The sequence below is a fragment of the Maribacter aquimarinus genome, from assembly GCF_047345505.1.
Lineage (GTDB): Bacteria > Bacteroidota > Bacteroidia > Flavobacteriales > Flavobacteriaceae > Maribacter.
Map to the genome: position 1 here is coordinate 14,298 of NZ_JBLFEO010000028.1, position 18,805 is coordinate 33,102.

The 18,805-nt window shown below is 49.8% G+C and carries 23 protein-coding genes; 6 read left to right on the forward strand and 17 right to left on the reverse strand.

Translation table 11 applies throughout. From position 1 onward, the window contains the following. Window positions 1–31 precede the first annotated feature (31 nt). The 3 genes from ACKWCC_RS16070 (at window position 32) to ACKWCC_RS16080 (ending at window position 1,842) form a co-directional block, all read left to right on the forward strand. Window positions 32–376 carry a DUF3140 domain-containing protein gene (locus ACKWCC_RS16070; protein WP_413996984.1) on the forward strand — a complete coding sequence of 115 codons (345 nt, stop codon included), beginning with the start codon at window positions 32–34 and terminating at the stop codon, window positions 374–376. A 50-nt stretch (window positions 377–426) separates the two neighbouring features. Further along, the gene (locus ACKWCC_RS16075) at window positions 427–951 is read left to right on the forward strand and encodes a DUF421 domain-containing protein (protein WP_413996985.1); all 525 of its coding nucleotides are present in this window, start codon (window positions 427–429) and stop codon (window positions 949–951) included. 351 nt (window positions 952–1,302) lie between these two features. Beyond that, a complete protein-coding gene (locus ACKWCC_RS16080) occupies window positions 1,303–1,842 on the forward strand; it encodes a fasciclin domain-containing protein (protein ID WP_413996986.1) in 540 nt (179 codons plus the stop codon). 260 nt (window positions 1,843–2,102) lie between these two features. On the opposite strand, the gene ACKWCC_RS16085 is transcribed toward ACKWCC_RS16080, so the two are convergent. The 12 genes from ACKWCC_RS16085 to ACKWCC_RS16140 form a co-directional block, all read right to left on the reverse strand. Then, on the reverse strand, window positions 2,103–2,288 hold the full coding sequence (locus tag ACKWCC_RS16085; RefSeq protein WP_413996987.1) for a hypothetical protein: 186 nt from the start codon (window positions 2,286–2,288) through the stop codon (window positions 2,103–2,105). A 31-nt stretch (window positions 2,289–2,319) separates the two neighbouring features. Continuing rightward, entirely contained in the window at window positions 2,320–2,799 is a 480-nt protein-coding gene (locus ACKWCC_RS16090) for a DUF998 domain-containing protein (RefSeq protein WP_413997032.1), read from the reverse strand. A 292-nt stretch (window positions 2,800–3,091) separates the two neighbouring features. Then, window positions 3,092–3,715, reverse strand: a complete 624-nt coding sequence (locus ACKWCC_RS16095) for a DUF4136 domain-containing protein (RefSeq protein ID WP_413996988.1) — start codon at window positions 3,713–3,715, stop codon at window positions 3,092–3,094. 163 nt (window positions 3,716–3,878) lie between these two features. Further along, the gene (locus ACKWCC_RS16100) at window positions 3,879–4,907 is read right to left on the reverse strand and encodes a helix-turn-helix domain-containing protein (RefSeq protein WP_413996989.1); all 1,029 of its coding nucleotides are present in this window, start codon (window positions 4,905–4,907) and stop codon (window positions 3,879–3,881) included. Between the two features lie 85 nt (window positions 4,908–4,992). Beyond that, window positions 4,993–5,133 (reverse strand): hypothetical protein, encoded by a 141-nt coding sequence (locus tag ACKWCC_RS16105; RefSeq protein ID WP_413996990.1) that lies wholly within the window; start codon window positions 5,131–5,133, stop codon window positions 4,993–4,995. A gap of 354 nt (window positions 5,134–5,487) precedes the next feature. Beyond that, the gene (locus ACKWCC_RS16110; RefSeq protein WP_413996991.1) at window positions 5,488–5,943 is read right to left on the reverse strand and encodes an arsenate reductase family protein; all 456 of its coding nucleotides are present in this window, start codon (window positions 5,941–5,943) and stop codon (window positions 5,488–5,490) included. 214 nt (window positions 5,944–6,157) lie between these two features. Continuing rightward, the gene (locus ACKWCC_RS16115) at window positions 6,158–6,670 is read right to left on the reverse strand and encodes a peroxiredoxin-like family protein (protein ID WP_413996992.1); all 513 of its coding nucleotides are present in this window, start codon (window positions 6,668–6,670) and stop codon (window positions 6,158–6,160) included. Window positions 6,671–6,706: 36 nt separating this feature from the next. After that, window positions 6,707–6,859, reverse strand: a complete 153-nt coding sequence (locus ACKWCC_RS16120; protein ID WP_413996993.1) for a YqaE/Pmp3 family membrane protein — start codon at window positions 6,857–6,859, stop codon at window positions 6,707–6,709. Window positions 6,860–6,971: 112 nt separating this feature from the next. Then, window positions 6,972–7,547, reverse strand: coding sequence for a hypothetical protein (locus ACKWCC_RS16125; RefSeq protein ID WP_413996994.1), 576 nt, complete (start codon window positions 7,545–7,547; stop codon window positions 6,972–6,974). Window positions 7,548–7,699: 152 nt separating this feature from the next. Next, window positions 7,700–8,728 carry an AI-2E family transporter gene (locus ACKWCC_RS16130; RefSeq protein WP_413996995.1) on the reverse strand — a complete coding sequence of 343 codons (1,029 nt, stop codon included), beginning with the start codon at window positions 8,726–8,728 and terminating at the stop codon, window positions 7,700–7,702. 139 nt (window positions 8,729–8,867) lie between these two features. Beyond that, a complete protein-coding gene (locus ACKWCC_RS16135; RefSeq protein WP_413996996.1) occupies window positions 8,868–9,071 on the reverse strand; it encodes a hypothetical protein in 204 nt (67 codons plus the stop codon). Between the two features lie 55 nt (window positions 9,072–9,126). Further along, a complete protein-coding gene (locus ACKWCC_RS16140) occupies window positions 9,127–10,050 on the reverse strand; it encodes a YihY/virulence factor BrkB family protein (RefSeq protein ID WP_413996997.1) in 924 nt (307 codons plus the stop codon). Window positions 10,051–10,373: 323 nt separating this feature from the next. Between ACKWCC_RS16140 and ACKWCC_RS16145 the strand changes: the two genes are divergently transcribed. Together ACKWCC_RS16145 and ACKWCC_RS16150 are read left to right on the forward strand one after the other, a co-directional pair. After that, window positions 10,374–10,817, forward strand: a complete 444-nt coding sequence (locus tag ACKWCC_RS16145) for a response regulator (RefSeq protein WP_413996998.1) — start codon at window positions 10,374–10,376, stop codon at window positions 10,815–10,817. Window positions 10,818–10,838: 21 nt separating this feature from the next. Next, entirely contained in the window at window positions 10,839–13,721 is a 2,883-nt protein-coding gene (locus ACKWCC_RS16150; protein ID WP_413996999.1) for a PAS domain-containing sensor histidine kinase, read from the forward strand. 165 nt (window positions 13,722–13,886) lie between these two features. On the opposite strand, the gene ACKWCC_RS16155 is transcribed toward ACKWCC_RS16150, so the two are convergent. The 4 genes from ACKWCC_RS16155 to ACKWCC_RS16170 all read right to left on the reverse strand — a co-directional run bounded on the left by ACKWCC_RS16155 (window position 13,887) and on the right by ACKWCC_RS16170 (window position 16,756). After that, a complete protein-coding gene (locus ACKWCC_RS16155) occupies window positions 13,887–14,492 on the reverse strand; it encodes a DUF4136 domain-containing protein (protein ID WP_413997000.1) in 606 nt (201 codons plus the stop codon). A 161-nt stretch (window positions 14,493–14,653) separates the two neighbouring features. Continuing rightward, entirely contained in the window at window positions 14,654–15,262 is a 609-nt protein-coding gene (locus ACKWCC_RS16160) for a DUF4136 domain-containing protein (protein WP_413997001.1), read from the reverse strand. Between the two features lie 130 nt (window positions 15,263–15,392). Next, on the reverse strand, window positions 15,393–15,551 hold the full coding sequence (locus tag ACKWCC_RS16165) for a hypothetical protein (protein ID WP_413997002.1): 159 nt from the start codon (window positions 15,549–15,551) through the stop codon (window positions 15,393–15,395). Window positions 15,552–15,739: 188 nt separating this feature from the next. Next, complete coding sequence (locus tag ACKWCC_RS16170) at window positions 15,740–16,756, reverse strand: App1 family protein (RefSeq protein ID WP_413997003.1); 1,017 nt, start codon at window positions 16,754–16,756, stop codon at window positions 15,740–15,742. A gap of 52 nt (window positions 16,757–16,808) precedes the next feature. On the opposite strand from ACKWCC_RS16170, the gene ACKWCC_RS16175 reads away from it, so the two are divergent. Continuing rightward, window positions 16,809–17,714, forward strand: a complete 906-nt coding sequence (locus ACKWCC_RS16175) for a diacylglycerol/lipid kinase family protein (RefSeq protein WP_413997004.1) — start codon at window positions 16,809–16,811, stop codon at window positions 17,712–17,714. 105 nt (window positions 17,715–17,819) lie between these two features. On the opposite strand, the gene ACKWCC_RS16180 is transcribed toward ACKWCC_RS16175, so the two are convergent. After that, the gene (locus tag ACKWCC_RS16180) at window positions 17,820–18,614 is read right to left on the reverse strand and encodes a hypothetical protein (RefSeq protein WP_413997005.1); all 795 of its coding nucleotides are present in this window, start codon (window positions 18,612–18,614) and stop codon (window positions 17,820–17,822) included. Window positions 18,615–18,805: the final 191 nt, after the last annotated feature.

Sequence of the window (18,805 nt, forward strand, 5' to 3'; positions counted from 1 at the left end):
GAATATGAAATCTAACTAAAACAAGAGCAATATGCCAACAGAAAAAGAAACGATTTATCAAGATTTTTATGATGCGGTGAACATGACCCCTTCCGAATTGGAAGATTGGTTGGACACGGACAAGGCGAAAGAGGTGGGCCAAGATAGTGGCGACGGGGAGTCCATAGGCCATAAGAGTGGCAAGCGCATCATCCAGATCAAGAAGAAGAAAAAGGAACAGCTGGATCAAGAGGACTATGACCACATGAAAAAGGTGGTGGGCTACGTGAATCGGCACCGTGCACAGGGCCCGGAAAAAGACATAAAGACATCCAATTGGCGCTATAGCCTAAAAAATTGGGGGCACGATCCCTGCAAAAAGATGGCCTGTGACTAATGGCCCCATCGCCGAGACATTAAACATAAGGACCCCTTAAATAAAAAAAAATGGAAGAATGGTTCAGTATTTCCACAACCTCATTTGTGGCCATAGGATTAACGGCAATGGGCATTTATGTGGCCGTGGTGATTTTTACCCGTGTGGGCGGCAAACGAAGCTTTTCCAAAATGAGCAGTTTTGATTTTGCGGTAACGGTGGCCATTGGTTCCATGATTGCCAACACGGTACTGAGCAAGTCCACCAGTCTTTGGGAGGGCGCCGCGGGCATTGCGTTCCTGTACCTCATTCAATTGGGAACGGCTTTTCTAAGGCGGTATGCGCTTGTAGAGAAATTGACGGACAACCAACCCCTTCTGCTCATGTCGGGGAAGACAATTCTTTACGAAAACCTTAAAAAGGCCCGGGTCACGGAGAGCGACCTGCGCTCCAAACTCCGGGAGGCCAACGTGCTTCACTTGGGACAGGTACGGGCCGTTGTTTTTGAGAGCACTGGAGACATAGCCGTGTTGCACACCCAAGACCAGGACCAAGAGGTGGCCGCATATCTACTCCAGGGTGTACAGGAAAAATAAATATTTTATTTGCGCTGATGGTCCCAGGTAAACCCGAATGATGCGTTGAAAATGACATTACGGTTTCCATACCCAATGACATTTATCGCCGGGCCCATGTTGGCCGAAGCACCTTGGCGATGGCCACACCTCAACCGGATAAGTCCTGGTTTTATGGGATGGTGCACCCCTATGGCGGATCATCTTGGTATAAAATGTTTCAGGGAAAGTTCTCGCGCCCATGCCGCGGTTCACGGCTCTGGATGTCCAAGGAATGGTTTTCGGCGATTAGCGTTAAACAATGTTTGGTTAGGACAAAGGGAAGAGCCGCAAATTTTCGTCCTTGGCCAAGAACCTTTAAAATTTTCTACGATGATACCTACAAACCGTACCCTGATATTTTTTGGGGCCCTGCTCTTTACGCTGTCCCAAGCGCAAGCGCAAGACCTTCCCGTTTTTTCCAATTCGGATCAATTTAGTGCAGCCCAAGTGGGCCAACAGGAGCGCAAGCTCAGTACCTTTATGATGTTGGTGGCCCTATCCGGGCTGGGCACCTCCACCGAGCTCTCAGCCCCGCACACCCTGTTCATACCCACCAATGACGCTATGGATCAAATGCCACAAGAGCAGTATCTATACCTCATTTATCCCAACAACAGAAAGGCGCTGATCGATTTTGTGAATTTTCATTATCTGCCCACTGTAATGTCCGTTACCGATTTGGGGCGGGAAGAGGAAGTACTTACCAAAAACGGTAAAACCTTGCCGGTAACCCAAAGTGACGCCGGCAACTCCCCGAGGTTTGGTGGCGCAACGATCATTGCCTCGGATATAGAGGCCAATGATGGCATCATTCACGTGGTAGACCGGGTACTTACGCCCAACAACGGATGGTCCTTTACCGACAGATAAGGTAAAGCGATCCATTTCATCCAAATGATGCCTTAAATATTGCGTTGGGGCTATAAGCCCTTTTCATACGAACCGCTGCGCACACATTGGCGCAAGGGCCGTGGCGACGGCCATGCTTCCATGGTCAAAATTTTGGCCAAATGGAACTGTACACGCATTTGGCTAGAGTCCAATACATCAACCGGGTGCAACATTTTCAATGGTGGCTCCCTATATCTTGCTTGGGGGGCTTTGGTAGGGGGGTAAGAAAGGACCATGGCCTACAGCAATCTAGGCTCCGCAAATAGGGCGTAGAGCAGCGCCAAAAAGGTTGCGGCGGCCAGGGCAATGAACACCCAGCGCACAAACGGATTGGCCCTTTTCTCTTTCCTGTACTGGTCATTGCGCATTTTGTTTTTTTGATTTGGTTCCATCGTTTTTCTTTGATCGTGCTCTTCGTTTTCCATACTATCCATTTTGTGGGAATAACCTTCCCGTTCATTGTTTTTGTTTGATGAGCGCATGCCCCAAAAGCCAGCACCAAACCAAGAGGAGCAGGGCCACGCCTCGCTCATAAATTCCTTGACAGGCCTGGGGCACCAGGAACACTCCCGGGCAGGCCAGTAAAAAAAGGGCGCCCAACACCATACTGGGTCGCGCCCATGACCAATGTCTTTGTTGTGCCGCGTGGCCCAAGAGCATGGCGCTGGCCGTGAACAAAAGTCCTATTCCCGCGGCAAAAGCACGGTGCACCGTGGTTCCCGGCTGGCCAATATGGCTGTTAAAAATAGCAAGGGAAGCAATGGCCAGCGCCGTGGTGCCCAGAGAAAAAATGCCCCACCGTAGGTAGGTTCCCTGTTTCATGTTCAGGTACAGGCCCAGCGCTGCCATCAGCATGCCCAAGGCCAGTAGCACCAGTCCCGTGTCTTGGATATAGGCATAGGGTCCCTGCGCCAATTGACTGATGGTTTGCCTAATGGGATCATGTCCCTAATACACCAAAATGCCAACGGCATCGCTCACCAAGGCCAAAATTGCCCCAACGATCAATGCCCATCCACCTGTTGCGATATGGCCCCTGTAATAGTGCACGCCACAAATAAAAGGGAACAAAGCGATAGACCTTAGCCGAAAACATTAATTTTTTGGCGTGAAACTGGGCGGAGCAGTCCTTTTGGTGAAATGGTTTAAAAATGGTTGGGCGGCCAAAATCAATGCCCGATATCACTGAAGATATCGGGCATTGGCCTGCGCTTCCCATAGCGTTCCCTTATTTTTGGGTAAGTGTCGGATAATCGTCAAAAATATCATCCACAAAATCGGCCACCTCTTCTGTGGGCCTGCTTTGGTAGGTATAAAAATCATCCACAGATCCGGTCCACACAATGTTTCGGGTATCCTTGTCCACCAAGCTCACCACCATATCGGCATCGGTATAGCGTTCCAGGGTAAGGTCATAGTCAATGATGTCATTGTAGCTGTCATAGCCGTAGTAATAATTGTCATTGTAATAATTGTTTACCGGCAGGGCAGTGGTATAGGGATAGTAGGCGTAATTATAATCGTAATACAGGTCACGATCCACATTTACATCGGTTTCCCTATCGTAATTGGTATTGATCACCACCAAAAGATCGGGATCTTGGCGGTTCATGGTGTACCCAGCTTCCTGCATGTTCCGGTTCATGGCCGCTATGATGTCTTCGCCCACATTTTCGGACTGATTGGTTTTGTCCAAGGATGATATGCTGCTGTTGGGCAGGTAGGCGTAGGTCTCATAAGCCGATAAATTTTTGTCCGTCTTTACCGTGGAAGATATTTTGGGGCCACAGCTCCAGAGGACGGCCAGGGCCAAAAGGCCCAAAAATTGCGATGTCATATTTTTCAAAATCATAGTTCTTGTTTTTAAGGATTATTAATTGCAGATAAGATAACACGGTGATGCTCTTTTTCTTTGTGATATCCAGTTCATTTTGAACGGAATGCGGTTGATAAAAAAATGGTCATTGCTCCGATCGGGAGCAGTGACCATTCTCAAGGCTTCGGGTTGGTACATCTCAATCGTTCACCATGGCCCGTTGCTGATTGTCTTGGTAGCGCTTGGGGCTGCAGTTGTACTTGTCCTTAAAGATTTTGGAGAAGTAGCTTCGGCTGGTGAGGCCCACACTATACACAATTTCCGTGATGTTCAGGTCTGTGGTCTTTATGAGTTTCTCGGCATATTCCACCCTAATTTTCCTTATGTAGTTCGTGACCGTCATCCCGTGCAAAAACTTAAAGCCTTCCTGTAATTTGGCCGGAGAAAGGCCGGATTTTTTACCCAGCATCTGTATGGAGAAGCGTTGGTCCGGAAAGTTTTTGATGAAATGTGAAAGCTCCCTGATCATGTCCAGTTCATCATGGGTAAGGGTGCCCAGACGACCGGCATTCTCGCGGTCTTCTTGGTGTTGTTCTATTTCCAGCGCCAAGAGAATGTGCAAAATACCCTTGACCAAAAGGTTGCGCACCAGCCCTGTTTGCTGTATGGTCTGTAGGGCATAGAGCTGCTCCGATATCTTTAGGTTGTAGGATCCAATGTAGTGGAAAGTCTCAGTTGGGGCCTTGGGCATAAAGTGGTGCACCAAACGCTCGCGCAGGATATCTGAACTGGAATCCTGCGTGGGGCCGCCCGCTGTGGCCACCGTGATGACCGTGCCGCGCACGGCGTTGTCCTTTCTAAAGCTAAGGACGGAACCATGTCCCGTGGAACTGCTGAAGATACCGGTCTGAAACTGTTGCAAGAGGCGTTTTTTCCCGCCCACGTCAAAACTGTGCTGTAGTTGGCCCTTTGCGCAATACAGGAAGTAAATGGGCTTGGTGGCCCCACCGTACCTAATGATCGCCGTGTCTTGGGAAAAGGTAATGTCATACTCCACAAAGACAAAATTGTTTTTTAGGTTTACGCCCTTGATCTGTCCGCGGGCCCGGTCATTGTCCACGCTCAAACAAAATTCGTCCGGGTCCTGTTCCAGGGTACCGCCCAAGTGTTTTTGGAGTTGGGCAAAGATGTGCCTTATGTTCGGTGATGTAAGATCAATAGTGTTCATCGTTTCAATTTTTTAATGGTGTTCGTTGTCTAATTACGGCGCGGTCCAAACCATAGGGCCAAGAAAAGGGAAATGCGGTTGTCGTTTACTCCATTTGTTCTTGGTTGGTCATGCCCATGATAAAGTTTCGGGGCCGATTTTCTTTCTGGTCTTTTTGCTCTTTCTGGCTCTTGGGTATGGCTCGTTTCTTAAAATCGTCTAGAAAAAGGTCCAATATTTTTTTCACGGTACGCTCTGTTTTACAGTTTGCACAAATTTGAAGAAATTGAAGAGAGCGTGTGTTATACAATTTTTGGAAAAGATGGTACAATTTTAGGATGCCCCTCTTTTTTTGCATTTACCAATGGGGTATTACAAACGTTCCACGCTATTTTTTACACATCGGTGATAGAAAAGAGTAATATGTACATCCTGTGCAAGGGGTACCGTTTGGGCCGGTCTATGGTAACCGAAGGAGATAGATTCGGTATTCTTTGGGCTGTCTTTGCCGTGCCGGCTAGGGGGCATCGTTTTTATAAGTGCTTGTTTTGGGAACTCGGGGAGCAAGGGGCATTAGTGGCATACGCCCAATTGGACCTGTTTAGCGAATAAATTTCTCGTTGTCCGTGGTGGCCTGGGTGGTGGGCTCCTCGTGGGACATTGTTTTTTTCAGTCCCGCAGAATCCACGCCAAAAAAGCGGAGTATTTGGGACCGGTTGGCCAGTTGGGCCGTTTTGCCGTTGTGCACCACAATGGGCCGTTGCAACAGTTCTGGATGTTCGTTAATGAGCTTTAACCAATCTTCCGTGGAAAATTTGCTGGTGTCCCCAAAGTCGGGCACATCGGGATGGGAGGCCGCGAAAAGGGCTCCCAAGGGCACCTGTAGGTCTTCGGCCAAGGAGGTCCAGACCGTGTCTGCCAGCGGACTTTTGTTAATGTTCAGGGCAATCGTTTTTTTCTTGCTGCCCTGGAGATAGCCCAAAATCTGTTGGCCCAAATGGGAATCCGAACTATAGATAAAGGTCATTTGATGTTTGCTGGTTGCCAGAATGCTCATATGTTCTCGTTTTGTGGCGCCTGGTTCAGAACCACTGGTTCCAAACCATACCGCCCAATTGATGAGGGGAGTTTACCCCTTTTTTTGAACTTTTCTTGATGGAATACCTTCGGGGGTTGCCCCAATGGAACAACCTTGCCTGCCACCGGGAAGGAACCCCCTAGCTTATGAAGGTGAACCAAGCGCAAAAGCGTTCTTTGCCGGGCCACGGCCCCTATGAAGCGCCGCCACGAGCCGGGTAATCCTTGTCCTTAACATAATCCACGGCTTCCAATATCTCTTTCCACTGCGGCCTGGCAAAAGGCATGGTCTGTATGCTGCTCGCATAAAGGGTTTGATCGGGACGTATAAGGAACAATCCCGGTTCAGAGAATGTTTTGGGCTCATCTTCGGAGATGCCTTTGGAAAGGAACAGTCCCCATTCCTTGGCGGTTTCCGGTTTTAGCCCATAGCCAATGGGCAGCTCTGGAATGTTCCATTTCTCGCCCGCTTCCTTGGCCTTGGCTTCGCCATCACAGCTAATGGCAATGAGGTTTACCCCTCGTTCACTGAAAGCTTTCAGATGCTTGGCCAAGCCCTCTAAATGTTTTTTGCAGATGGGACAGTGCAGGCCACGGTAAAAGGTGATCAGGGTAAAAGTTTCGCTGCGCTGTGCTTCCAGGCTCCATTGGGTGTCATTGATCAAAGGCACTTCCAGATGGGGCACTTTCTTCTTGGGTACTAACATGTTTTTCAAGTTTTTCGTTGGGTTAATGATGAAGTTTTACGAGTTCACGATAAAAGCATGGATCACCCCTGGCAACCACGCCAGTAGGGTAAGCAAGAGGCTTATGAAAAAGGTACTGCCCAGCCCGTGCTGTAAGAAAACGGCCAAGGGCGGCAAGAGTATGTTCAGAATTATGGTGAGTATAGACATGATCAAAGGTTTTAATGTGTTATGAAAACGGCCGTTGGCCAGCAAAAAAAAAGATGGTTCCGGCTTAAAAGATATACCGGAACCATCCAAACCAACCAACCAACTTAAATTGTTATCTTTTGTAGATTACGGTAGGACTTTCCAGCGAACCCCTCAGTTCATCGGTACTGTTAAGATAGTCATATCGGGTATTGAACACGCGGTCTGGCCTAGAGCCCACTATATAATATCTTACATCCAGGTCCGGTGCATTCAAAGTAATTTGATCTGATACCCGCATGGTCTGGTCGCCTATGCTCTGGTCCGTGGCCTCCAATTGGGCTATGACGTGCAAATGGTTGCCCGCCGCCCAAATTTCCTGAATCTCAAGTTCGTGCTCCATATCGGTCACTTCGGCCTCTACCATTAAGGTCCGTTCTTTCTTTTGATCTCCATTGGGCATGTCCACGTCCACATAGGGTATCTCTACCTCTTCCTCTTCCATGACCACCACTACTTTGGGTATCTCTACCATTTCGGTCCGGGTCCCTACCTCCACGTCGGCCCAGTTTACTTCGTATACGGGCAGTTCGCCAGAGTCTGCGGTAACATCCACATCCACTTCGGGCAGCTCGCCCTTGTCTTCTTTTTTTAAGTTGCAGGAAACCATCAATGCTCCCGCCATTATGAACAGTGCTATTCTTTTCATCAATTTCGATTTAAATTATTGTTCGTTGTATGTTGATAGTCAACATCTTCAATGCAAATGTAAGTGATGGCCCCTTAGTTGCGGTGCTGTAATAAAGGTATGATTAACGTTATGCCGTGAGGGTGCACAAAAAAGGGCTGGTGCCACCATTTTCACAGTTTTTCTTTGGAAGTCCCATATTCATCCTTGTAGATTTTTATGATGATCAGGAACAGGCTCACCAGCAAGGGACCAAAGATGAGGCCTATAAACCCAAAGAGCGGTACGCCCACCAATACCCCGGTAAGGGTGATGAGGGGATGTACATCTTCCAAACGTTTTAGGAAGTACAGTCTAAAGATATTGTCGGTGGCCCCGATGGCCAAGGTGCCGTAGATGAGAATGCCCCAAGCTTGGAACGTATCTCCATTGCCAAGGGCCAGGATAAAGACGGGAATGGTGCCCAAGGCGCTGCCCACAAAGGGCACCATGGATCCTATGGTCACAATGGCCGCCCAAAAGAAGGGATCGGCTATGCCAAAAATAAAAAAACCAATAAGGGCCACCACGCCCTGCGCCAAGGCCACGGACGGAATGCCCAGGGCATTGGCCAGTACCTTGCTGCGTGTTTCCCGCCCCAAGGTTTGCAGGTTTTTATCCTTTAGGGGAACGTATTCAAAGAGGGAGGTCACCATTTCCTTGCGGTTCATCAACATAAAATAGAGCAGAAAATACATAAGGGTTATGCTCAGCATGACATTGAAGGTGCTGCCGGCAAAGCTCTGCAAACTATTGGTGAGCCAAGAGGAAATACTGCTCGTGTCCACATCCGTTATGGTGAGTTCGTAGCCAATGAAGGTTTCCAGTTGGGTTAGCTGTCCTTCCAAAGCCTTTAAGAAGCGTTCGGAGTTGTTTACCACAAAACTTACCTTGGAGCCCATAAGGAAGCCGAGGCCCACCAGCGGCAACAGGATGCCGACAAAAGAGGCGAACATCAATGAACCGGCAGCAAGAGGCTTGGACCAGCCTTTGTTCGTCAACTTGCCCATCGCTTTTTGCAATATCACATATAAGGTTATGGCGCCCAAAACGCCACCGAGGTAGATGACCATTTCCTGTAGAATCAAGCTGCCCATCATAATAATGAGCAAGAGCACAAAGAGCTGTCTGATAATGCTGGGCGGAATTTTTTTCATGATCATTTGGTATTAGGGTTGTCACCATTATGCATGGGCAGTGCTAAGGTGCAATCTTATATTTTAAGGGCACCCACGAGCCTTGTTCATTAACGTTGCGTTTTGCGCACGTAAAAGATTTCGAACCCTGCTTGTTTTGCCAGTCTTATTGGGTGAGTCCGCCCAAGAAAAATAGGATCACGGCTAAGAGGATCAGGAATAGGGTCACGAGACCAATAAGCGCCCAAGGAAACCTTTTTTTTGGCACCTCAGTGGTTTGGTTGTGCACGCCGTCACCGTTTTTTTGCTTTGTTTCCATCGGGGCGCTCTCGCTGGCTTTGAGCGGGCCCTTGTCTGTTTTGTTCTTCATGGCTTGTTTTTTTATGTGTTGCTGTTCGCGTTCTATGGATATTCTTCTCTTGGGGTCACTGCCCTTTTATCTTGGCCTGTTCATTCACGACCGCTTTTTTATTGGGTTCCACGCCATGGCCAAAGGTCTCGGCGTAACTGTAGGTGAACTCTGCCCCAAAAAAGAGGATGAGGCAGGAGTAGGACACCCAAAGGAGCACCAAAACAATGGTCCCGGCCGCTCCGTAGGTAGAGCCCGGTTCGGCCTGGCCAAAATAGAAGCCCAAGGCACTTTTGCCCACTACGAACAGTACCGCAGTGAGCACGGCACCAATACGTACCGAACGCCATTTGATCTTGGCATCTGGCAGGTATTTGAACATGAGGCCAAACAAAACGGAAATGATGCCAATGGACAACAGAAAATCCAGCCCATAGGCCAAATACAGTAAGATGTTGGGCAGGGCGTCCCGTATAAAGTCACTTAAAATGGAAATCGCCGCCGTGACCATAAAACTGATCAGCAAAAGAAAACCAATGGCCAGGATAAAGGCAAAACTTAGAACGCGGTCCACCACAATTTTTTTTATGGGAGCCTTGGGGTCGGGGGCTATGCGCCATACGGTGTTCAGCGATATTTTCAGATGGTAAAAGACGCCCGTGGCGGCAAAGAGCAGTACGCCCAGGCCAATAATGGTGCTCAGGGTGTTTTTGCCACTTCCTTGGGTCTCCGCGATCATGCCCTGAATGGATGCGGCCGCGTCCTGCCCCAGCGCCGTGGAAATCTCTTGGGTGAGTTTTCCCTGAACAATGTCCTGGCCCCAAACCGCCCCCACCAAATTAATGATGATGACCAACAGAGCGGGGAGGGAGAGCACGGCATAATAGGCCACCACGGCACTGGCACGGAAAGGCTCGTGCGCCATCCATGAGGTATAGGTGTCCTTTAACAGTCCCGGCAATTTTTTAAGGGAAAACGTTTGCTGTTGGGCTTTGCTCATACGATGCAATGCTTTCTGGATTTTCCGGATGAAGGTAAGGAGCGCAGCGGTTTGGCAATGACCGTAAAGCGTACATTGTTGATCCAATGCAGGGGCGTACAGCCTTATGGGCCAAGGCCCAAGTGGCAAACGCACGGGAACCAACGGCCCTCCTCTACGGAAGTTTGTGCCGAGGTGGTCTTTTTGATGCTATCGGTACTTCCTTTGACCCAATACGTAAGGAACGGGAAATTGCCCTATGAAGTTGTCCTTTTTGTTGTACCTTGATTTTGGATTTGGGATGATGTTGGCCCGCGGGGCCATACCCTTAAGAATTGAGCCTGATGAGCAAACCAACTTACCTTGTTTTTTTGGCCGATGACGATGCGGACGATCGGCAATTTCTAATAGACGCTTTTCAAGAGTTGCCCGATCGGGTCAAGGTGACCACCTTTGACAATGGCGTGGAGCTCATGGATGCCCTGCTGCACACCAAGCCTTTGCCCCAAATGGTGTTCTTAGATCTTTTTATGCCGTTGATGAACGGTGAGGAATGTCTTCATGACATTCGGAACGAAGCAGCGCTTGCCGCCATTCCCGTGGTCATATATTCCACCATGCTGGACCCTGATAAGGCTGCGGACCTTAAAGAACAAGGGGCCAATAAATACCTACAGAAACCCGCCTCGTTCGAGGCCCTGAAACAAGCACTCACTGTCTGCCTGGACTATATTGAACAAAGAGAACGCCACGGGAACGATCCCGGGGAGTACATCATAAAACAATGACCGCCACCAAGAAGCCACGAGATGCCTGAAAAAGACCAACAAAAACTTCATTTCCTAAAAGGTGGGGGAGAAATGGGAGCCATCATGCGGGCCAAGGACTGGAAGACGTCCCCGCTTGGGCCACCAGCCACCTGGCCCATGAGTCTCCGTTTTGCCGTGAGCACCATGCTACATACCGCCTTTCCCAATTTTATCTTCTGGGGCAAGGAACAGATCTGTCTGTACAATGATGCCTACCGTCCCAGTTTGGGGGAGAATGGCAAACATCCTGATATCTTGGGCATCCGGGGCAAAGATGCCTTCCCCGAAATATGGGACACCATTGGCCCCATGCTCCAGAATGTTAGACAAAATGGAGAGCCCACCTGGAGCGAAAATCAACTGATTCCTTTTTACAGGAACGGGCGGGTAGAGGACATATATTGGACCTTTAGCTACAGCCCCTTGTTTTTGGAGGATGGCACCATTGGCGGGGTGCTCACCACCTGTATGGAAACCACGGCCGCCGTGACCAATCTAAAGCGGGTGGAGGAAAGTGAGGATGCCCTGCAATTTGCCATAGATGCCGCCAATTTGGGCACTTGGGATTACGATCCCCTGAACAATCTGGTGAGATACAATGAGCGCCTAAAGAGTTGGTTTGGTTTGGAGGGAAAATCAGAAATGGGGCTGGAAGATACCACCATTGCCATAGACCCAAAGGACAGGCCCCGTGTGGAAAAAGCCATTGCGCGGGCCATGGATTCCAACACCACTGGGCAATATGACATTGGGTACCGCATTGAAAATAAAATCACGGGGCAGGAACGCTATGTTAGGGCCATGGGCCGGGCCTGGTTCAATGTAGAAGGGGTCTGCTACCGGTTCAATGGTACGCTTCAGGACAATACCGAACAGCAGCGGGCCCACGAGGAACGCCTAAAGCTGATCGCCTTGATAGAGACCAGCCAAGAGCTCATAGGATTCAGTAACATCCAGGGCCAAATAGAATATGCTAACCCCGCATCCCTTAAAATGTTGGGCTGGAAGAACATTCAAGGCAAGACAGTAAAGGATTGTGTTTATCCACCGGATATGGATAAGGCCCAAAAGGCCCTGGACGCAGTGATGAAGAAGGGTGCCCATACCATAGAACTGCGCTTGCACAACCAAAGGACAGGAGCCCCATTTTGGATTTTGTGGAATGCTTTTCTCATCAATGATCCGGAAGAAGGGGCACCCATAGGCTTGGGTACGGTGAGCATTGATATAGACCTGCAAAAGCAAAGGGAAAAAGAACTGGAACTCGCTTTTGCCCAATTGCAAGAGGAGAAAAACAATTTTATGGCCATGATCCAACAGGCCCCGGTGGGCATTGCGCTTTTCATTGGGAAGGAGCACGTGCTGGAGTCCATAAATGACCGGGCCGCCCTATTGCTCAACGGAGATCGGAACTTTTTGTTGGGCAGGCCTTTGCACAAAATCCTGCCCGAGCAGAACACAGGTCTGTTGGGCCTGCTGGATGAGGTCTTTGAAAAGGGCACCACGGCACAACAACAGGAAGTGCCCATTACTTTATTGCGCAACGGTAAAAAAGAAAAGGGCTACTTTAATATCGTGTTCCGCTCTTTTCGGGATGGGCAGGGCACTACCATTGGCACCATGGCCATTGCCAATGAGGTTACCCAGACCGTGCTCCTAAAGCAGATCTTGGGGGAAAATGAGAGAAAATTTAGAAAGATGGTGATGCAATCGCCCATTCCCATGGCCGTGTTCCGCGGCCCCGACCTCATTATTGAAATGGCCAACAAAGTAATGCTGGAAACCTTTTGGCACCGGGAAGAAAGCGAGGTGTCGGGCCGGGGGCTGGCCCAGGTCTTTCCGGAGGTCAAGGACCAGAAATATTGGCGGGCGCTGCAACAAGTCTTGGAAACGGGCAAGCCGTTGTCCGAAAAGGAATCCTTTGCCTATGTGGACCACCAAAGGGGTCGGGAGGAGTTTTATGTGGATTATGACTACGAGGCGCTCCATGACGCCGATGGGCATACCACCGGGGTCATGATCACGGTAAACAATGTAACCCAAAGTGTTAAGGCGCGTAAGAAACTGGAGCAATTTTCCAGTGCCCTGGAGCGCGAGGTGGAAAAACGTACCCATTTGTTGTCAAAGGCAAACGAGCGCTTGGCCATGGCCAACAAAAAACTGAAAGATTCCAATGCAGACCTGGAAAGCTTCGCCTATGTTTCCAGTCATGACTTGCAAGAGCCCTTGCGCAAAATTCAAATGTTCACGTCCCGTATCGCGGAACGGGACGCGGGTACCTTGAGCGAAAAAGGGCAGCGTGATTTTGACAAAATAGTCACGGCGGCCTCTAGAATGCGCGGTCTCATTGATGATCTCCTGGCCTTTTCAAGGGCCAATACCCAAGAATTAAAATTTGAACGCAAGCAACTGAGAACCTTATTGGGCCAAGTTCTGGAAGATATGGACGAGAAAATCGCCCGATCCGGGGCACGTATCCATATTGGGAAATTGGGGTCGCTCCCCGTCATTCCCTACCAATTAAGGCAAGTCTTTCAAAATTTATTGGATAATGCCATCAAGTTTGCGAAAGCGAATGAGGAACCACTGATCCGTATTGAGGCCAGAAAACTGCCCGGAGATGAAAAGGAGCGGTTGGGGCTCTTGCCCCAGCAGTCTTACCTACATCTGCAGTTCCGGGACAACGGCATTGGCTTTGAGCCGCATTATGAGGAAAAAGTGTTCGATGTTTTTCAGCGGCTTCACGGAAAAACGGAATACCAAGGCACGGGTATCGGGCTGGCCATAGTCAAGAAAATCATGCAGAACCACAATGGTGCCATTAGGGCCCAATCCACAAAAGGGGAGGGCACCACCTTCCATCTGTACCTGCCAAAGGATTGAAGAATTTTTTGGGCTCAAAAAAGCCTACTTGCCCCCTCTTTACAAAGAGCGCTTATGGCAGCACCAAGGTTGCGAGTCCCTTTGTTGGGCAGCGAGATTGGCCTTGGCCAAAACAAAAATGGGGCGGGCAACGCAGCGCGCCGAATATGGGTTTTTAAATATGCCCTACGGCGGGGAGGCCGCCGGGAAGTCATCCAAGGTGGCTGCGATGTATTCCGTAAGGGGCACGGCAGACGCCCTGCCCGCTTTGGGTGCCTTTGCCTTTCCCCTCCACAGGGTCTTCTTGGTGCTGCGGTCTATCGCCTCAATGACAATGCCGGCCCTCTTGTTGTCCAGATGCTTGATTTCAAAGCCCATTAAATCATTGAAGCGGGCATGGTCCCAATAGTAGTAGGGATCGTATTGCGCGGTAATGGCATCTGCCCCGTCCGGCTTTTCCGGATGGGCGTACACCGGCTCTTTGTAAACCGCCCCGTCATTGGCGTAGTGGGCGTTGATCACCATAAGAAGATCCGGGGCATCCCTGTCCACTTTGTACCCCAAGGACCGTAGTTTTTTGTTCATGGCCCTAAGAAGGTTTTTGGAGACCATACCGTTCTGCCCGGCGTTGGGGGAGCTTATCTCAAAATTGGTGTTGGGCAGATAGGCATAGGTTCGGTGCCGTTCCCAGCTGGGTGCCAACGTTTCGGTCGTAATGATGGGCTTGGGCCCACACCCCAACAAAAGGCAGCCAAGGGCGCCCATAAAAATGATGAAAGAAGATTTTTGCATGGTCATTTCTCTAAGTTTTATTGTTCTGCCTTTACGGTATCCCTCTTTTTGGAGGGCCTTGCTTCCGCCTCAACCTTGTGCAGCACATTTAAGATGTGCCCCAACCCATGAGCGCGCCCGGGCACTGACAGTAGGACCGAAGACGCCCCATTCCGTCCCCATTATCCTTGATAGGCCAGACGACGTTCTTCCCGCTCGGTGGGATATTCCTCAAAAATCAAATCAATGTAAGACACCAATTCCGGTACCGCGTTGCGATCGTAAAATGAGTCGGTGGCTTTGCCCTCCCAAAGGATTTTCTTGCCACGCCGTTCAATGACCAAGACGCTTAGACTCCCTTTTACTTTTTCGGTGGGCAGTCCTGCATAGTTATGGATAGCGTTCATTTGGGCATACCCTGCATAAGCGTAAGGCGCATAAAACGGGTTTACCGGAAGTGGGGCGCTGTAGGGAAAGGTGGCATAGGCAGGGGGCGGAGTCTCTTCCACCACGCGGATCATGACCAGTAGATCGGGATTGTTGCGATCCAAGATATAGCCGGCCCGTTTCATATTGTCGTGGACGGCCCTAATGATGGGTTCGGAGACCTCTTGGAGCTCTTTTCCCGGCCGGGAGGGCAGGTTGATGCTGTCGCCCGGCAAAAAGGCAAAAGAGGTGTATTCGGAAAGGTCTTTGTCCGTCTTCTTGGTCACGGCCACCTTCTTCTTTCTTAAAAACAGTAAAACGGCCACGATCATTAGGACCAATATGCCAAGCAGTATGTATATCATCATTTTTTGGTTTTAGGGTATGTTTAATTTTGGGGCCATACGTTCATCCCCATCCGTAACCCGGGTGTGGGCCATACGTTGGGCCCTACCATTTTAGTTATCGGGAAGGAATCTTATGATTTTATGTTCCCTAGGCATTGGCGCCCCCAAACTCTCCGAACGCGAAGAAAAGAACAACGGTGATCACGGCCAGAATTAAAATGAGCATGCCAACAATGGTGATCAGAGTGCTCTTTTTTTGTGTTTTTTGCCTGCGGGCAGATTTCAGGTCTTTGTTTCGTGTTTCCATAAGCATACTTTTCTCCCGGGAAGGTAGGGGTTCTTTATGGCCCACCTTGACGGTATTGCCCACAATGGGTGCTTCATAAGGGCCATTTTCTGAAGTTGTTTTTTTAAATGAAAAGAATATGGGCAAAGCCAAAGTGACATCCGTCCCATTCTTGGCGAGAAGCGAACCAGCCGCACATTGGCGCCATCTTAAGCATGCTTTTCTTCGCCGGCCGTTTCGGGACCTGTTATGGAGGGTACTTCTTCCGGCATCAAATCTTTGGTATGGGAGAGGGCGCTGGCGCTGTCCCTAAAATAACAAGTGGCCAGGCCTAGGTCGGAGAGCTTGTTCAACTTGGCCTGTACCTTTGTTTTTTTGTTGGAGGTGGTTTGGCGGATGTAAACGGCCAGCACGTTTTCTGGAAACATCTGGCAGATTTTTAGATAAATGTCCGGGTCTTTCTGGCTATCGTCCCCTAAAAGAACAAAACGCAGTTCGGGATAGAATTCCAAAAGGTGCTTTATTTTGTGGAATTTGTGGTCGTGGCTGCCGCCACCGGTGAACAGGAAGTCGGCCAGTCCCCGTTTTATGTCCTTCAGTTTCAACACGGCCTTGGGCAGCCCGTGCTTGTGCGTAAAATGCGTTATAAAGGGGTAGAGGTTCCATTCACTGCTGCTCACGTAAAAGAAGGCATTGGTCTGTGTGGCGCTCTTTTTGCCCATGGTGGAAAGGAATTGATAATGTGTCACCACATCGCCAAAGACCTTTCGTTTATTGATGTTCCGGGTAAGCAGCAGGTATATCTTCTTGAAAAAGGTATCTGAGTGGGAGACCAAAAAAGTGTCGTCTATATCCGAGATAAAGCCAAATTCACCGGGATAGGGCTTTATGAACTCGCCCTGCGCCCGTTGCACCACCTTATGGTATTGTGCCCGGATTTGGTACGAATGCCATCCAGGTTCGATGGAAACGGTATAGGGGATGATAAACTGGAAAAATCCGTCCTTCATGCTGCGGGTGGTAAACGTTTGGTTGCGAAATCTTAGGGACACCTCCGCATGGGCCAAGGTCTTTACCCGGAACAGTTTGATCATGTTCAAGGCAAACTTTAATTTTTTAGCGTTCAAGGGAAAGTCGCTCGGAGCCTTATCTTTAAAGATATGGCCAGACACAACGATCTGGGCCGTGTTGGCGTACCCCCGGTACAGTGATATTTTGATTTCCATATGGGAAAAAACTATTTTTTGATTGAAAAAAACGGTCCTAAACCTTAAAAAAATGACCCTGAAGAAAAAAATGGTGTTGGCCGTGGTCAATCCGGTTTCCGGCAATGTGGACAAAGCGCCCCTGGTGCAAGAGCTCAGGCGCTCGCTTCCGGCGCAGCATGATTTGGAGCTCTTTGAGACCACGGGGAAAGGGGACGGCGCTTTGTTGCGGAAACGAGTGAACCAACTGTCTCCGGATAGGGTACTGGTCATTGGGGGGGACGGTACCCTTCATTTGGCGGCCACCGTGGTGCGCCACCGCCAGGTGGTCATGGGCCTTGTACCCGCCGGCTCCACCAATGGTTTTGCCCACGAGCTTGGCCTACCCGCCCAGCCCGGAGATGCCCTAAAAGTGGCCCTCGGTGAAAACCTTATGGAGGTCGATGCCCTAATGGTAAATGCCCATCTGGTATTGCATACCGCCGATCTGGGCCTCAATGCCGAGCTGGTACAACGATATGACGATGGCTCTGTACGCGGCCGGTTGGGTTATTTGCTGCAGAGTGTGCCCACCCTTCTGGAAACCCAGGCCCCCTATAAATTTCAAATAGCGGCCCATGGAAGGGTAGTGGAACGGGAGGGCATCATGATCGTATGCACCCATTGCCGGCATTTTGGTACCGGCGTGGAGATCAATCCAAAAGGTGTCATCAACGATGGTTTTTTTGAGCTGTTGCTGTTCAAAAAATTGAATATGGTGCAAATTATCTCCACCCTTTTGGGCAACATCCCCATGGACCATGACTTTGTGGAACGTATTCGCGCCAAGGAGGCCATTGTTGGCGTAAACGAAAAAGTGGCGCTGCAAACCGATGGGGAACCTAGGGAGCCTACCGCCAAAATTAACGTCAAGAGCTTGGAAAGGGCCTTTACCTTTGCCGTAGGTGGGCAAGACGGCCTGGCAGGGAACGGGCAATGATGCCATGGCAAGTGGCTTCACTGGCAGGCATCCAGCCTCTTAGGGGCCAGGTTGCCCATTGGGACCAGATGGGGCTTTGTGCTTCAAGGCCAAAAAAATAGTCGTTTAGCGCACGATGGTGCCCGCGAGCCATTTTTGCATCAATCCGGGATTGTGGGTGATCGGCACCAGGTGATAGGTGGAAAACTTGTTTAGGATGGCCGCTTTTTCCAGCGGTTCGGACACGACGGAAACGGGCCACAGGTAATTGGAATGGATCAAGGAAAGCTGTCCTTTTTCCTTCAGTAAAAAACCCACATGGCCTTTATCGAACCCAATAAAGTAAAGCCCCTCTTCGGCGTAGGCGTCCAGGGCATCCATCGCTTCTTGTGCGGTTTGGGCCGTAATTGTGGTAATGGCGCTGCCGCTGCTGATCATCTGGGCCTCGTCCAAGGGCCCTTTTTGCGCCATGTGATAACGATTTAGGTTGAGCCCCATGTCCCTTAAGGTCGTGGACACAAAGTAGCCACAGGCAATACTGCCTTTCTTGGGTACCGCGGTATGTCCATTGAAGGTCCATTCGGTTCCGTACCAATGCGGAAAAATCCGGTTCACCAAATGCGCCGTGAACCGTTGGCCCACCTGATGGGATTCCAAGGTCCGGTGCCCTGCAACCGTTTTTAGGTGATGGGCCAGTTCCTTGCCCGCCTTCTTTTCGTCATCATAGCTGCCAAGGGAACGTTCGGTGTTTCCATCTTCTTCCACCTTTAATTCTTCTTTCACCCCCAATACTTCAGATGCGGACACGGTGCCCATCACTGAAACGGGAGGGGTGGCCATTGCCCTTTCAGAAGCGATGGGCAACGATTGCTGAAAAAGGCCAAAGATGGCAAAAAGGGGAAACATTAAAATAAACATCATACTACATTCGGTTTTCGCGTTCACTAGGGCAACGTAAAAAGGGCATCGTAATTTTATGGTTTATGTTAAATTCACCAATGCCTCGTTCTTTTTTTTCTTGAGGCGAAACTGTCCGTTCTCCAGACACAAATCAGAATACACCGGTCTTGACTCCTTTTTTTGCCTTACCACGGTCCGGCCGCGTTTGGCCG